At 62.3% G+C, this 13684-nt stretch carries 12 protein-coding genes; 10 read left to right on the top strand and 2 right to left on the bottom strand.

Features of this window, described 5'->3' with window-relative positions; all coding sequences use genetic code 11:
- Positions 1-15: 15 nt before the first annotated feature.
- The 3 genes from HU764_RS06210 (at position 16) to HU764_RS06200 (ending at position 3436) form a co-directional block, all read left to right on the top strand.
- The gene (locus HU764_RS06210; protein WP_027592960.1) at positions 16-1371 is read left to right on the top strand and encodes a nucleobase:cation symporter-2 family protein; all 1356 of its coding nucleotides are present in this window, start codon (positions 16-18) and stop codon (positions 1369-1371) included.
- Between the two features lie 143 nt (positions 1372-1514).
- Positions 1515-2300: an outer membrane protein OmpK gene (locus tag HU764_RS06205; protein WP_085272528.1), complete on the top strand. Its 786-nt coding sequence runs from the start codon at positions 1515-1517 to the stop codon at positions 2298-2300.
- Between the two features lie 353 nt (positions 2301-2653).
- On the top strand, positions 2654-3436 hold the full coding sequence (locus tag HU764_RS06200) for an outer membrane protein OmpK (protein ID WP_027592962.1): 783 nt from the start codon (positions 2654-2656) through the stop codon (positions 3434-3436).
- A 129-nt stretch (positions 3437-3565) separates the two neighbouring features.
- On the opposite strand, the gene HU764_RS06195 is transcribed toward HU764_RS06200, so the two are convergent.
- On the bottom strand, positions 3566-4480 hold the full coding sequence (locus HU764_RS06195) for a DUF808 domain-containing protein (RefSeq protein ID WP_186704046.1): 915 nt from the start codon (positions 4478-4480) through the stop codon (positions 3566-3568).
- Positions 4481-4610: 130 nt separating this feature from the next.
- Between HU764_RS06195 and HU764_RS06190 the strand changes: the two genes are divergently transcribed.
- On the top strand, positions 4611-5222 hold the full coding sequence (locus HU764_RS06190) for a TetR/AcrR family transcriptional regulator (protein ID WP_099428678.1): 612 nt from the start codon (positions 4611-4613) through the stop codon (positions 5220-5222).
- 128 nt (positions 5223-5350) lie between these two features.
- On the opposite strand, the gene HU764_RS06185 is transcribed toward HU764_RS06190, so the two are convergent.
- Complete coding sequence (locus HU764_RS06185; RefSeq protein WP_099428677.1) at positions 5351-5791, bottom strand: GlcG/HbpS family heme-binding protein; 441 nt, start codon at positions 5789-5791, stop codon at positions 5351-5353.
- A 257-nt stretch (positions 5792-6048) separates the two neighbouring features.
- Between HU764_RS06185 and gcl the strand changes: the two genes are divergently transcribed.
- From gcl to HU764_RS06155, 6 genes are all read left to right on the top strand, one after another.
- Positions 6049-7824, top strand: coding sequence for a glyoxylate carboligase (gcl, locus tag HU764_RS06180; RefSeq protein WP_027592968.1), 1776 nt, complete (start codon positions 6049-6051; stop codon positions 7822-7824).
- Between the two features lie 54 nt (positions 7825-7878).
- Positions 7879-8703 carry a hydroxypyruvate isomerase gene (gene hyi, locus HU764_RS06175; protein ID WP_186704045.1) on the top strand — a complete coding sequence of 275 codons (825 nt, stop codon included), beginning with the start codon at positions 7879-7881 and terminating at the stop codon, positions 8701-8703.
- Positions 8704-8794: 91 nt separating this feature from the next.
- On the top strand, positions 8795-9688 hold the full coding sequence (locus tag HU764_RS06170) for a 2-hydroxy-3-oxopropionate reductase (RefSeq protein WP_099428674.1): 894 nt from the start codon (positions 8795-8797) through the stop codon (positions 9686-9688).
- 222 nt (positions 9689-9910) lie between these two features.
- The gene (locus HU764_RS06165) at positions 9911-11185 is read left to right on the top strand and encodes a glycerate kinase type-2 family protein (RefSeq protein ID WP_027592971.1); all 1275 of its coding nucleotides are present in this window, start codon (positions 9911-9913) and stop codon (positions 11183-11185) included.
- A complete protein-coding gene (gene pyk, locus HU764_RS06160) occupies positions 11182-12597 on the top strand; it encodes a pyruvate kinase (RefSeq protein ID WP_186704044.1) in 1416 nt (471 codons plus the stop codon). The genes HU764_RS06165 and pyk overlap by 4 nt, the downstream gene beginning before the upstream one ends.
- A gap of 188 nt (positions 12598-12785) precedes the next feature.
- A complete protein-coding gene (locus tag HU764_RS06155) occupies positions 12786-13661 on the top strand; it encodes an urea transporter (RefSeq protein ID WP_186704043.1) in 876 nt (291 codons plus the stop codon).
- Positions 13662-13684: the final 23 nt, after the last annotated feature.

Raw genomic sequence — 13684 nt, 5'->3', positions numbered from 1 at the left:
AACTCGAGGTGCTGCATGTCCGAGTCACGCAAGGCGTACATTCCCGTTGCGCCGCCGCGTCAGCCTCTGCCCCTGTTCCAACTGATCCTGGTAGGCCTGCAACATGTGCTGTTGATGTACGGAGGCGCGATTGCCGTGCCTTTGATCATTGGCCAAGCCGCCGGATTGTCCCGTGAAGAAGTCGCCTTCCTGATCAACGCCGACCTGCTGGTCGCAGGCGTCGCCACCATCATCCAGTCGTTCGGTATCGGCCCGGTGGGCATCCGCATGCCCGTGATGATGGGCGCCAGCTTCGCTGCCGTCGGCAGCATGGTGGCCATGGCCGGCATGCCCGGCGTCGGCCTGCAGGGGATCTTCGGCGCGACCATCGCCGCCGGGTTCTTCGGCATGCTGATCGCGCCGTTCATGTCCAAGGTCGTACGCTTCTTCCCGCCCCTGGTTACCGGTACCGTCATCACCTCGATCGGCCTGTCGCTGTTCCCGGTCGCGGTCAACTGGGCCGGTGGCGGCCATGAGGCAGAAGCCTTCGGCTCGCCCATCTACCTGATGGTCGCAGGCCTGGTACTGGCCGTGATCCTGCTTATCAATCGCTTCATGCGTGGCTTTTGGGTCAACGTTTCGGTGTTGGTCGGCATGGGCCTGGGTTACATCCTGGCCGGCTCCATCGGCATGGTCGACCTGACCGGCCTGAAAGACGCACCGTGGCTGCAAGTGGTCACCCCACTGCACTTCGGCATGCCGACCTTCAGCCTGGCACCGATCCTGTCGATGTGCCTGGTGGTGGTGATCATCTTCGTCGAGTCCACGGGCATGTTCCTCGCCCTGGGCAAGGTGACCGATCGTGAAGTCACGCCTGGCATGCTGCGTCGCGGCCTGCTGTGCGATGCCGGCGCGTCGTTTGTCGCGGGCTTCTTCAACACCTTCACCCACTCCTCGTTCGCCCAGAACATCGGCCTGGTGCAGATGACCGGGGTACGCTGCCGCTACGTCACCGTGGTGGCCGGCGCGCTGTTGATCCTGCTCAGCCTGCTGCCCAAGGCGGCCTTCCTGATTGCTTCGATCCCGCCTGCGGTACTGGGCGGCGCGTCCATCGCCATGTTCGGCATGGTCACCGCCACCGGGATCAAAATCCTTCAAGAAGCAGACATCGGCGACCGTCGCAACCAGCTGCTGGTTGCGGTGAGTGTCGGTTTCGGGCTGATCCCCGTGGTACGCCCGGAGTTCTTCGCACAGATGCCGCAGTGGATGGAACCGATCACCCACAGTGGCATCGCCATGGCCACGGTCAGCGCCCTGGTGTTGAACGTGCTGTTCAACATCCTCGGGGGTGCCGACCGCGCGGCGCATAACGACGCCTGTCACCAGCACTGAGCCAGAGGGGGCGGCGCAATGGCCGCCCCTGACTCACACCCGCAGTAACCGCTACACCGTCGGCCCGCCGGAATGGGCCGCTCGGGGCGCCCCTGCGCGCTAAAAAAACCGCCAACAAAAACAATAAGTCCGGGAATCACGACATGAAGCGCATCACCACGTCCCTGTTATTGGGCAGCAGCCTGCTGGCCACCCTCCCCTCGCATGCAGGCGAATGGCTGCAATGGCACGGCGAAAGCCTGAGCTACCTGTACGGCAAGGACTTCAAGGTCAACCCTGATATTCAGCAGACCATCACGTTCGAGCACGCCAACAAATGGAAGTACGGCGACACCTTCATGTTCGTCGACAAGATTTTCTACAACGGCAAGGCCGACCGCAGCAAAGGCGTGACCACCTACTACGGTGAGTTCAGCCCACGCCTGTCGCTTGGCAAGATGACCGGCCATAAATTCGAATTCGGCCCGATCAAAGACGTGCTCATCGCCATGACCTACGAGCGTGGCGAAGGCGACAACGAGGCTTACCTGATCGGCCCCGGCTTCGACCTGGCCGTCCCCGGCTTCAACTACTTCACCTTGAACTTCTACGTGCGCAACACCGAGGGCAGCCGCCCCGGCGACAACGTCTGGCAGATCACCCCGGCCTGGTCGTACACCATTCCCGTGGGCAGGTCCGACATCCTCATCGACGGCTACATGGACTGGGTCGTGGACAACGACCAGACCCGCCGTGGCACCTACCACGCCAACTTGCAGTTCAACCCGCAGGTCAAGTACGACCTGGGCAAGGCGCTGAACCTGGGTGCCAAGCAGTTGTACGTGGGCTTTGAATACAGCTACTGGAAGGACAAATACGGCATCGACAGCCGTGGCAATGTGGACAGTAACCAGAGCGTTGCAAGCGCCTTGATCAAAGTCCATTTCTAATAACCTGACCAAACGCACAAGTTTGATTCACACCGCTCCAGGACGGAGCACTTGAGGACCGGCGCGCAAGCCAGTAATCTGCGCGCCCCCTCGATCAGGGCAGAACGGATTCTGCCTGCGTTTACTGACCGCTCAGTCAATGAATACGGGCGGTTGGCCAACGTGTTGCCAGCCTGAAAGACCCTTTTCATCCGTTCAGAACGAAGTCGAGCAGGAAGGTTGTGCCAGCCCGGAAAAGTTGGCTCAGCTCTTGCCAAACAGCTGTGGCCTATCGAAAAAAGCTGACTCAAAAGACAAAAACAGCGCCAACACCGAGCGCTGACAACAGATCAATCAAGGGAGCGACACTCGCAATGCGTACCATCAACAGCCTGATCCTCGCCGGCGGCCTGCTGGCCTGCGGCACCACCTTCGGCGGCGACCTGCTGCAGTGGCAGAACAACAGCCTCACCTACCTGTGGGGCAAGAACTTCAAGGTCAACCCCGAGATCCAGCAAACCGTGACCTTCGAGCACGCCGATGGCTGGAAGTACGGCGACAACTTCATTTTCGTCGACAAGATCTTCTACCAAGGCAAGAAAGACGCGGGTAACGGCCCCAACACCTACTACGGTGAAATCAGCCCACGCCTGTCGTTTGGCAAGATCTTCGACCAGAAGCTGGCGTTCGGCCCGGTCAAGGACGTGCTGCTGGCGATGACCTACGAGTTCGGCGAGGGTGATACCGAGTCCTACCTGATCGGCCCGGGCTTCGACCTGGACATCCCAGGCTTCGACTACTTCCAGCTGAACTTCTACCAGCGCACCACCGACGGCAGCCGCGCGGGCGACAACGTCTGGCAGATTACCCCGGTCTGGTCCTACACCATTCCAGTGGGCTCGTCCGACATCCTCATCGACGGCTTCATGGACTGGGTCGTGGACAACGACGAGAACCGTCGCGGCACCTACCAAGCCAACCTGCACTTCAACCCACAGGTCAAATATGACCTGGGCAAGGCGTTGCACCTGGGTGAGAAGCAACTGTATGTCGGTTTTGAATACGATTACTGGAAGAACAAATACGGCATCAAGGATTCCGATGCCTTTACCACTGACCAAAACACGGCGAGCTTCTTGGTAAAAGTACACTTCTGATCGTGAGGCTGCTCTGCAGCCCATCGCCGACAAGCCGGCTCCTACAGAGATGGCGCCACGCCTGAGTTAGGCGGGGTATCTGTGGGGCCGGCTTGCTGGCGATCCGGGGCTTTGCCCCGGCCACACACATCAGGTAGCTGGCTTTACCGCCCGCCACAACTTGCCCGCCACAGCGACGACGGCAAGCACCACGGCCCCCGCGACAATCCCCACGCCCCCATTGAGCAGCGCCCCGGTCAGCGCCCCACCGCGCCCTTCACTGAACGCCTCGATCGCATGATGCAGGGGCGCGATGCCATGCACCAGAATCCCGCCGCCGACCAAAAACATTGCCGCAGTCCCGATCACCGACAGGCTCTTCATCATGTAAGGCGCGGCGCGCAGGATGCCGTTACCGACCGCCTGGGATAATTTGGATGCTTTCTGGGTCATCCACAGGCCCAGGTCATCGAGTTTGACGATGCCGCCCACCAGCCCGTAAACGCCAACCGTCATGACCACGGCGATGCCCGACAGCACGATGATCTGCTGGGGCAGCGGCGAATCCGCCACGATCCCCAAGGTGATGGCAATGATCTCGGCCGACAGGATGAAGTCGGTGCGCACCGCACCCTTGATCTTGGCCTTCTCGTAGGCGACCAGGTCGACAGTGGCGTCGGCCACGGCCTCCTTGCGGGCCTCATGCTGCGCGCTGTCCTCTTCCTTGCTGTGCAAGAACTTGTGCGCCAGCTTCTCGAACCCCTCGTAGCACAGGTACGCGCCACCGACCATCAGCAACGGCGTCACCGCCCACGGGATGAAGGCGCTGATCAGCAACGCCGCCGGCACAAGGATCGCCTTGTTGACGAACGAGCCCTTGGCCACCGCCCAGACCACGGGGATCTCGCGCTCGGCGCGCACGCCGGTCACCTGCTGGGCATTGAGCGCCAAATCGTCCCCCAGCACGCCGGCCGTCTTTTTCGCCGCGACCTTGGTCATCAACGACACGTCGTCGAGTACCGTGGCGATATCGTCGATCAGTACCAGTAGACTGCTTCCTGCCATGTGCCTGTTTCCCGTGAAATGAATGTGCCGGAGTCTAGCCGAAAGTCGCTGCCTTGAGCGCCCTTCAGCCGCGGTGCTAACATGCCCGATCCCTCTTAGAGGTGGCCAGACACGAGGAAGATCCCTGACAATGAGCACCATTCGCGAGCGCAACAAGGAATTGATCCTGCGCGCGGCCAGCGAGGAATTCGCCGACAAGGGCTTCGCCGCCACCAAGACCAGCGATATCGCGGCCAAGGCCGGCCTGCCCAAGCCGAACGTGTATTACTACTTCAAATCCAAGGACAACCTCTACCGCGAGGTCTTGGAGAGCATCATCGCGCCGATCATGCAGGCCTCGACGCCGTTCAATGCTGACGGTGACCCTAAAGAAGTGCTGAGTGCCTACATTCGCTCGAAAATCCGCATTTCCCGCGATTTGCCGCATGCCTCCAAGGTGTTTGCCAGTGAGATCATGCACGGTGCGCCGCATTTGTCGCCCAACCAGGTGGAGCAGCTCAACGAGCAGGCACGGCACAATATCGAGTGCATCCAGGGCTGGATCGAGCGCGGGCAGATCGCCAATGTGGATGCGCATCACCTGATGTTCAGCATCTGGGCGGCGACCCAGACCTATGCCGATTTCGATTGGCAGATTTCGGCGGTGACGGGCAAGGCCAAGCTGGCCGAGAGTGATTATGACGCGGCGGCCGAGACCATCATTCGGCTGGTGCTCAAGGGCTGTGAGCCTGAGGCGGCCTGACAGGGCCAGTGGGGCTGCCTTGCAGCCCATCGCGACACAAGGCCGCTCCTACAGGGGTTACGCGGTCCCTTGTAGGAGCGGCCTTGCGTCGCGATTGGGCCGTAAAGCGGCCCCAGCAATCTAAAGCCTTACGCAGCCACCCCCGCATCCGCCTTCAACCCAACTTCCTCGATCGCACTGATTGCGCATTGCTCGTCGATATCCGACGTATCCCCGCTGATCCCCACCGCACCCAGCACCTTGCCGTCCTGATCACGAATCAGCACACCCCCCGGTGCCGGCACCACCGGCCGCTCCCCCAGCCCATTCAACGCGGCAAAAAACGCCGGCCGTTGCTGCGCATCCAGCGCCAACAAGCGTGAGCCCTTGCCCAGGGCAATTGCCCCCCAGGCCTTACCGGTGGCCACTTCCGGCCGAATCAGGCTAGCGCCATCCTCGCGCTGCAGCGCCAGCAAGTGCCCGCCCGCATCCAGCACCGCCACAGTCAACGGCGCAGCGTTGATCTGGCGGCCTGCCGCCAGCGCAGCATTGACCAGGCTTACCGCGACTTTCAGGTTCAGAACGTTCATGAAAAGGTCCTCTTCTTGTTGTGAGAAGCCCTAAGGGCAGTTGAAAACCAATAGCGCAAATAGAACACAACAGAAGATATTTTTGTATACAATATTTTAAAACGATCGTACTCGATCCGACAGAACGCCGTTTTCACGGGCGCTCCGACGAAAGCCATTCTCCCCGATGAAAATCCATTGACCTAAGCCCACAGGCGTGAATACACTCTGTCGCACAGCAAGTTGTATACAATTACAAAATCGATGAGGCACAACCCATGAGCAAAATGAGAGCAATCGATGCAGCCGTTCTGGTCATGCGCCGTGAAGGTGTAGATACCGCGTTCGGCATCCCAGGGGCTGCCATCAACCCGCTGTACTCGGCCCTGAAAAAAGTCGGTGGCATCGATCACGTCCTCGCTCGCCACGTTGAAGGTGCCTCGCACATGGCCGAGGGCTACACCCGTGCCAACCCAGGCAACATCGGCGTGTGCATCGGCACTTCCGGCCCTGCCGGCACCGACATGGTCACCGGCCTGTACAGTGCGTCGGCCGACTCCATCCCAATTCTCTGCATCACTGGCCAGGCCCCGCGTGCACGCCTGCACAAAGAAGACTTCCAGGCCGTCGACATCACCAGCATCGTCAAGCCGGTGACCAAGTGGGCGACCACCGTGCTGGAGCCAGGCCAAGTGCCTTACGCGTTCCAGAAGGCCTTCTATGAAATGCGCACCGGCCGCCCAGGCCCTGTGCTGATCGACCTGCCGTTCGACGTGCAGATGGCTGAAATCGAATTCGACATCGACGCCTACGAGCCGCTGGCCGTCAACAAGCCATCCGCCACCCGCGTACAGGCCGAAAAAGCCCTGGCAATGCTTAATGACGCCGAGCGCCCACTGCTGGTTGCAGGCGGCGGCATCATCAACGCCGACGCCAGCGACAAGCTGGTCGAGTTCGCTGAACTGACCGGTGTACCGGTCATCCCGACCCTGATGGGCTGGGGCACCATCCCGGACGACCACGCCCTGATGGTCGGCATGGTCGGCCTGCAGACGTCGCACCGCTACGGCAACGCCACCCTGCTCAAATCCGACCTGGTGTTCGGCATCGGTAACCGTTGGGCCAACCGCCACACCGGCTCCGTCGACGTCTACACCGAAGGCCGCAAGTTCGTGCATGTGGACATCGAACCGACCCAGATCGGCCGCGTATTCACCCCAGACCTGGGTATCGTGTCGGACGCTGGCAAGGCGCTGGATGTGTTCCTCGAAGTGGCCCGCGAGTGGAAAGCCGCTGGCAAGCTCAAGTGCCGCAAGGCCTGGCTGGAAGACTGCCAGGAGCGCAAGGCCACCCTGCAGCGCAAGACCCACTTCGACAACGTGCCGGTCAAGCCGCAGCGCGTGTATGAAGAGATGAACCAGGTGTTCGGCAAGGACACCACCTACGTCAGCACCATCGGCCTGTCGCAGATCGCCGGCGCGCAGTTCCTGCACGTGTACAAGCCACGTCACTGGATCAACTGCGGCCAGGCCGGCCCGCTGGGCTGGACCATCCCTGCCGCACTGGGCGTGGTCAAGGCCGACCCATCGCGCAAAGTGGTCGCCCTGTCGGGTGACTATGACTTCCAGTTCATGATCGAAGAGCTGGCAGTCGGCGCGCAGTTCAACCTGCCGTACGTCCACGTGCTGGTGAACAACGCCTACCTCGGCCTGATCCGTCAGGCGCAGCGTGGCTTCGACATGGATTACTGTGTACAACTGGCGTTCGAGAACATCAACTCCAGCGACGCCGCCAGCTACGGTGTCGATCACGTCGCCGTGGTCGAAGGCCTGGGCTGCAAGGCCATCCGCGTATTCGAGCCAGGCGAGATCGCCCCTGCCCTGCTCAAGGCGCAGAAGATGGCCGAAGAGTTCCGCGTGCCGGTGGTGGTTGAAGTGATTCTCGAGCGTGTGACCAACATTTCCATGGGCACCGAGATCAACGCGGTCAACGAGTTCGAAGACCTGGCCCTGGTCGGTAACGACGCGCCAACCGCCATCTCGATGCTGGACTGATCGCCTGACGCCCCCAGGCATGCCCTGGGGGCCTTCATCGCAAGGAGACAACTCATGCCTCGCTTCGCTGCCAACCTGTCCATGCTGTTCACCGAACAGGACTTCCTGGCCCGCTTCAAGGCCGCCGCCGATGCTGGTTTCAGCGGCGTCGAATACCTCTTCCCGTACGATTTCAGCGCCGCTGAAATCAAGCAGCAGCTCGATGCGCACGGCCTGACCCAGGTGCTGTTCAACCTGCCGGCCGGCGACTGGGCCAAAGGCGAGCGTGGCATCACCTGCCACCCCGACCGCGTTGAAGAGTTCCGCGCCGGTGTCGACAAGGCCATCGAATACGCCAAGGTCCTTGGCAACACCCAGGTCAACGCCCTGGCCGGCATCCGCCCGCAAGGCCTGCAATGCGCCGACGTGCGCAAGACCTTCGTCGACAACCTGAAGTTTGCCGCCGAAAAACTGAAAGCCGCCGGCATCCGCCTGGTCATGGAAATGATCAACACCCGCGACATCCCAGGCTTCTACCTGAATACCACGAAGCAAGCCTTGGAAATCCAGGCCGAAGTCGGCAGCGACAACCTGTTCCTGCAGTACGACATCTACCACATGCAGATCATGGAAGGTGACCTGGCTCGCACGATGGAAGCCAACCTGAAACTGATCAACCACATCCAACTGGCCGACAACCCAGGCCGCAACGAGCCAGGCACCGGCGAGATCAACTACCGCTTCCTGTTCGAGCACCTGGACCGCATCGGCTACCAGGGTTGGGTGGGCGCAGAGTACAAGCCGCTGACCACCACTGAAGCGGGCCTGGGCTGGCTGAAGACCCATGTGGGAGCGGGCTTGTCCCGCGAAAGCGCCCGCAAAGACACCTCCATTGCCTGACCGACCGCATTCGCGGGGCAAGCCCGCTCCCACAGGGTTTTGTGGCAGCCCCGCGATTAGGTATCAACAACTATAAAGAGGCACATTTATCATGGCTAAAATCGGCTTTATCGGCACCGGCATCATGGGCAAGCCCATGGCTCAGAACCTGCAAAAAGCAGGTCACAGCCTGTTCGTTTCCACCCACCACGACGCCGCCCCGGCCGACCTGATCGCCGCTGGCGCGGTGGCCCTGGCCAACCCGAAAGAAGTGGCCCAGGAAGCTGAATTCATCATCGTCATGGTCCCCGACACCCCGCAGGTGGAAGCCGTCCTGTTCGGTGAGAACGGCGTGGCCGAAGGTGTCGGCCCGAACAAGGTCGTGATCGACATGAGCTCGATCTCGCCGACCGCTACCAAAGCCTTCGCCGAGAAGATCAAAGCCACCGGCGCCGCCTACCTGGACGCCCCGGTGTCCGGCGGTGAAGTCGGCGCCAAGGCCGCGACCCTGAGCATCATGGTCGGTGGCTGCCCGAAGGCCTTCGAGCGCGCCCTGCCGCTGTTCGAAGCCATGGGCAAGAACATCACCCGCGTGGGTGGCAACGGCGACGGCCAGACCGCCAAGGTGGCCAACCAGATCATCGTTGCGCTGAACATCCAGGCGGTTGCCGAAGCCCTGCTGTTCGCCGCCAAGAACGGCGCCGACCCAGCCAAGGTTCGTGAAGCACTGATGGGTGGCTTCGCTTCGTCGAAAATCCTCGAAGTGCACGCCGAGCGCATGATCAAAGGCACCTTCGACCCAGGCTTCCGCATCAACCTGCACCAGAAGGACCTGAACCTGGCCCTGCAAGGCGCCAAGGAACTGGGCATCAACCTGCCCAACACCTCCAACGCCCAGCAAGTGTTCAACACCTGCCAGGCCCTGGGTGGCGGCAACTGGGACCACTCGGCGCTGATCAAAGGCCTGGAGCACATGGCCAACTTCTCGATCCGCGACGACAAGTAAGCTGAATTTGGGGGCTGCTTTGCAGCCCTTTCGCGACGCAAGGCCGCTCTACAGGGATCGCGGTCTCAGGTAGGAGCGGCCTTGTGTCGCGAAAGGGGCGCAAAGCGCCCCCAGGGTCTCTGACCCAACACCGAGCAACACCCGCCCCTGGTTCGGCCTGCACGGAGGCAGTTCCAGGGGCGTTTTCGATTCTGCAGAACAACAATAATTTGGGAGCCTGCCATGTCGGTCGATCCGCAAAAAATTCTTCGCGAGCTGTTCGACACAGCCATCGCCGCCGCCCACCCGCGCCAAGTCCTCGAACCCTACCTGCCCGCCGACCGTAGCGGCCGGGTCATCGTCATCGGCGCCGGCAAGGCCGCAGCCGCCATGGCCGAAGTGGTCGAGAAAAGCTGGCAGGGCGAAGTGTCCGGCCTCGTCGTCACCCGTTACGGCCACGGCGCCAACTGCCAGAAAATCGAGGTGGTCGAAGCCGCTCACCCGGTCCCTGATGCCGCCGGCTTGGCCGTGGCCAAGCGCGTGCTGGAGCTGGTCAGCAACCTGAACGAAGACGACCGTGTCATCTTCCTGCTCTCTGGCGGTGGTTCGGCACTGCTGGCACTGCCCGCCGAGGGCCTGACCCTGGCCGACAAGCAACACATCAACAAGGCGCTGCTCAAGTCCGGCGCCACCATCGGCGAGATGAACTGCGTGCGCAAGCACCTCTCGGCGATCAAGGGTGGCCGCCTGGCCAAGGCCTGCTGGCCGGCCACGGTCTACACCTATGCCATTTCCGATGTACCGGGCGACCTGGCCACGGTCATCGCCTCCGGCCCCACCGTCGCCGACCCAAGCACCCGCGCCGACGCCTTGGCCATCCTCAAGCGGTACAACATCGAAGCGCCAAAGGCCGTCATCGACTGGCTCAACAACCCAGCCTCGGAAACCGTCAAGGCCGATGACCCGGCTCTGGCCCGCAGCCATTTCCAACTGATCGCCAAGCCCCAGCAGTCGCTGGAAGCCGCCGCCGTCAAAGCGCGCCAGGCTGGCTTCAGCCCGCTGATTCTGGGCGACCTGGAAGGCGAGTCGCGTGAAGTGGCGAAGGTGCATGCTGGCATTGCCCGGCAGATCGTTCTGCACGGCCAGCCCCTCAAGGCACCGTGCGTGATCCTGTCGGGTGGCGAAACCACCGTCACCGTACGCGGCAACGGCCGCGGCGGGCGCAATGCCGAGTTCCTGCTCAGCCTCACCGAAAACCTCAAGGGCCTGCCGGGCGTGTACGCGCTGGCCGGTGACACCGACGGCATCGATGGCTCCGAAGAAAACGCTGGCGCCTTCATGACCCCTTGCAGTTATGCCCGCGCCGAAGCCTTGGGCCTGTCGGCCAGTGACGAGCTGGACAACAACAACGGCTACGGCTACTTCGCCGCGCTCGATGCGTTGATCGTCACCGAGCCGACACGCACCAACGTCAACGACTTCCGCGCCATTCTGATCCTCGAGACTCCGCAATCATGACGCCTGATAAAAAAGTCAAAATCCTCGCCACCCTCGGCCCTGCGATCAACGGCATCGACGACATCCGCCAACTGGTCGAAGCCGGGGTGAACATCTTCCGCCTCAATTTCAGCCACGGCGAGCACGCCGACCATGCCCTGCGCTACCAGTGGATCCGCGAAGTCGAGCAGCAATTGAACTACCCGCTGGGCATCCTCATGGACCTGCAAGGGCCAAAGCTGCGCGTGGGCCGTTTTGCTGAAGGCAAGGTGCAACTGCAACGTGGCCAGGCACTGCGCCTGGACTTGGACAAGGCACCGGGCGATAGCCGCCGGGTCAACCTGCCGCACCCAGAGATCATCGCTGCGCTGGAACCCGGCATGGACCTGCTGCTCGATGACGGCAAGTTGCGCCTGCGCGTGACCGCCAAGCACGACGACGCCATCGACACGACCGTGCTGAACGGCGGTGAGTTGTCCGACCGCAAGGGCGTCAACGTGCCGCAAGCGGTGCTCGACCTCTCCCCGCTCACCGAGAAGGACCGCCGCGACCTGGCCTTCGGCCTGGAGCTGGGCGTGGACTGGGTGGCCCTGTCGTTCGTGCAGCGCCCTGAAGACATCGTCGAGGCGCGCCAGCTGATTGGCGACCGTGCTTACCTGATGGCCAAGATCGAGAAGCCCTCGGCGGTCGAACAGCTGCAGGCAATCGCCGAACTGGCAGACGCGATCATGGTGGCCCGCGGTGACCTGGGCGTGGAAGTACCCGCCGAAAGCGTGCCGCAGATCCAGAAGCGCATCATCGGCACCTGCCGCCAGCTGGGTAAACCGGTGGTGGTGGCCACGCAGATGCTCGAATCCATGCGCTTCTCGCCTGCGCCCACCCGCGCCGAGGTCACCGACGTGGCTAACGCTGTGGCCGAGGGTGCTGATGCGGTGATGCTGTCGGCCGAGACTGCGTCGGGTGACTACCCGTTGGAAGCCGTGCAGATGATGAGCAAGATCATCCGCCAAGTGGAAAACGGCCCCGACTACCAGGCCCAGCTCGACGTTGGCCGGCCCAAAGCCGAAGCCACCGTATCGGACGCCATCAGCTGCGCGATCCGCCGTATCAGCGGCATTCTGCCGGTGGCGGTGCTGGTCAACTACAGCGAGTCGGGCGCCTCGACGCTGCGTGCCGCGCGCGAGCGACCACGGGCGCCGATCCTCAACCTGACGCCGAACCTGAACACAGCGCGCCGCCTGAGCGTGGCCTGGGGTGTGCATTCGGTGGTCAACGACCGCCTGCGTCAGGTTGACGAAATCTGCTCGACCGCCCTGGAAATTGCCCAGGCGCAAGGCATGGCCAGCCGCGGGGACACGCTGTTGATCACCGCCGGTGTGCCTTTCGGCAAGCCGGGTTCGACTAATACGCTGCGGATCGAGACCTTGGTCTGAAACCGCTGGGGGCGCTTTGCGCCCCTTTCGCCGGCAAGCCGGCTCCCACAGGCCGTACGCGGTCCCTGTAGGAGCTGGCTTGCCGGCGATGGAGGGCAAAGCCCTCCCCTTGCTCAGCGTCAAAAACCCTGCGGAAAACCGAGGCCCAAAGAGGCCCACCGCTTTTCAATCAACCTCACTGACTGCCCATGTACACCAAAAATTTCGTCAACCCGTGCCCCGACTGGGCCACGGCGCTGCTCAACGGCTTCAGCCAGGTGCTGCTGCTGCGCAACCCCCTGTGCGGCCTGTGCTGCCTGCTGGCCATCCTGCTGACCGCCCCCAACCTGGTTGGGGGCGCCCTGCTCGGCGCCCTTGCAGGCCTGCTCACCGCCCAGCGCCGCGGCTACGACCGCGCCGACCGCCAGGCCGGGTTGTACTGTTACAACGGCGTACTGATCGGCATCCTGATCAGTGCGGTACTGCCGTGGTCAGCGATCATGCCGCCGCTGATCCTCGCAGCCGGTGGGCTGTCGAGCATCATCACCCACCAATGGCGCAAGCGCGGTGGCAAGTTGCTGATCGCCTATACGGCACCGTTCGTGCTGTTGGGCTGGGGCGCTTTGCTGATCGCTGAACCCTCGACGGCTGTCTTTGCCGAGCCAAACCCGCTGTACGCCCTGGCGCGCGGTGTCGGCCAGATCTTCCTGCTTGATAATCCATTCGCCGGGCTGCTGATCATCGTCGGCATGTTCATCGCCAGCCCCTACGCGGCTATGTGGGCCGTGATCGGCTCTGCCATCGGGGGCGGCGTCGCGCTGCTCATCGACCAGGCGCAGGTGGCCTGGATGGGACTATACGGCTTCAACGCAGCGCTGGCGGCACTGGCGTTCAGCCGCCAGAGTGAAAAACCCTGTGTGACGTTGTTGGCAATTGCCCTGGCACTGTTGCTACAACCGCTGTTCAACTTGATGCCCATTGCCGGGCTTACAGCGCCGTTCGTACTGGCCTGCTGGCTGATGCATTCGGGCAACCACTTCTGGCAGCTTTTACTGCGTCGGGATATTTGGCGTCTACATAACTGAACGCGGAGCACATCGAATGTGCA

The sequence above is a fragment of the Pseudomonas kermanshahensis genome (assembly GCF_014269205.2).
GTDB classification, from domain to species: Bacteria; Pseudomonadota; Gammaproteobacteria; order Pseudomonadales; family Pseudomonadaceae; genus Aquipseudomonas; species Aquipseudomonas kermanshahensis.
Note: the sequence above shows the minus strand (reverse complement) of the source record. Positions and strands in the feature narration are given on the sequence as shown.

Coding starts and splice junctions, on each gene's coding strand:
- HU764_RS06170 (WP_099428674.1), top strand. CDS start 8,795: ATGGCTAAAATCGGCTTTATCGGCACCGGCATCATGGGCAAGCCCATG.
- HU764_RS06155 (WP_186704043.1), top strand. CDS start 12,786: ATGTACACCAAAAATTTCGTCAACCCGTGCCCCGACTGGGCCACGGCG.
- HU764_RS06185 (WP_099428677.1), bottom strand. CDS start 5,791: ATGAACGTTCTGAACCTGAAAGTCGCGGTAAGCCTGGTCAATGCTGCG.
- HU764_RS06165 (WP_027592971.1), top strand. CDS start 9,911: ATGTCGGTCGATCCGCAAAAAATTCTTCGCGAGCTGTTCGACACAGCC.
- HU764_RS06190 (WP_099428678.1), top strand. CDS start 4,611: ATGAGCACCATTCGCGAGCGCAACAAGGAATTGATCCTGCGCGCGGCC.
- HU764_RS06195 (WP_186704046.1), bottom strand. CDS start 4,480: ATGGCAGGAAGCAGTCTACTGGTACTGATCGACGATATCGCCACGGTA.
- gcl (WP_027592968.1), top strand. CDS start 6,049: ATGAGCAAAATGAGAGCAATCGATGCAGCCGTTCTGGTCATGCGCCGT.
- pyk (WP_186704044.1), top strand. CDS start 11,182: ATGACGCCTGATAAAAAAGTCAAAATCCTCGCCACCCTCGGCCCTGCG.
- HU764_RS06200 (WP_027592962.1), top strand. CDS start 2,654: ATGCGTACCATCAACAGCCTGATCCTCGCCGGCGGCCTGCTGGCCTGC.
- HU764_RS06210 (WP_027592960.1), top strand. CDS start 16: ATGTCCGAGTCACGCAAGGCGTACATTCCCGTTGCGCCGCCGCGTCAG.
- HU764_RS06205 (WP_085272528.1), top strand. CDS start 1,515: ATGAAGCGCATCACCACGTCCCTGTTATTGGGCAGCAGCCTGCTGGCC.
- hyi (WP_186704045.1), top strand. CDS start 7,879: ATGCCTCGCTTCGCTGCCAACCTGTCCATGCTGTTCACCGAACAGGAC.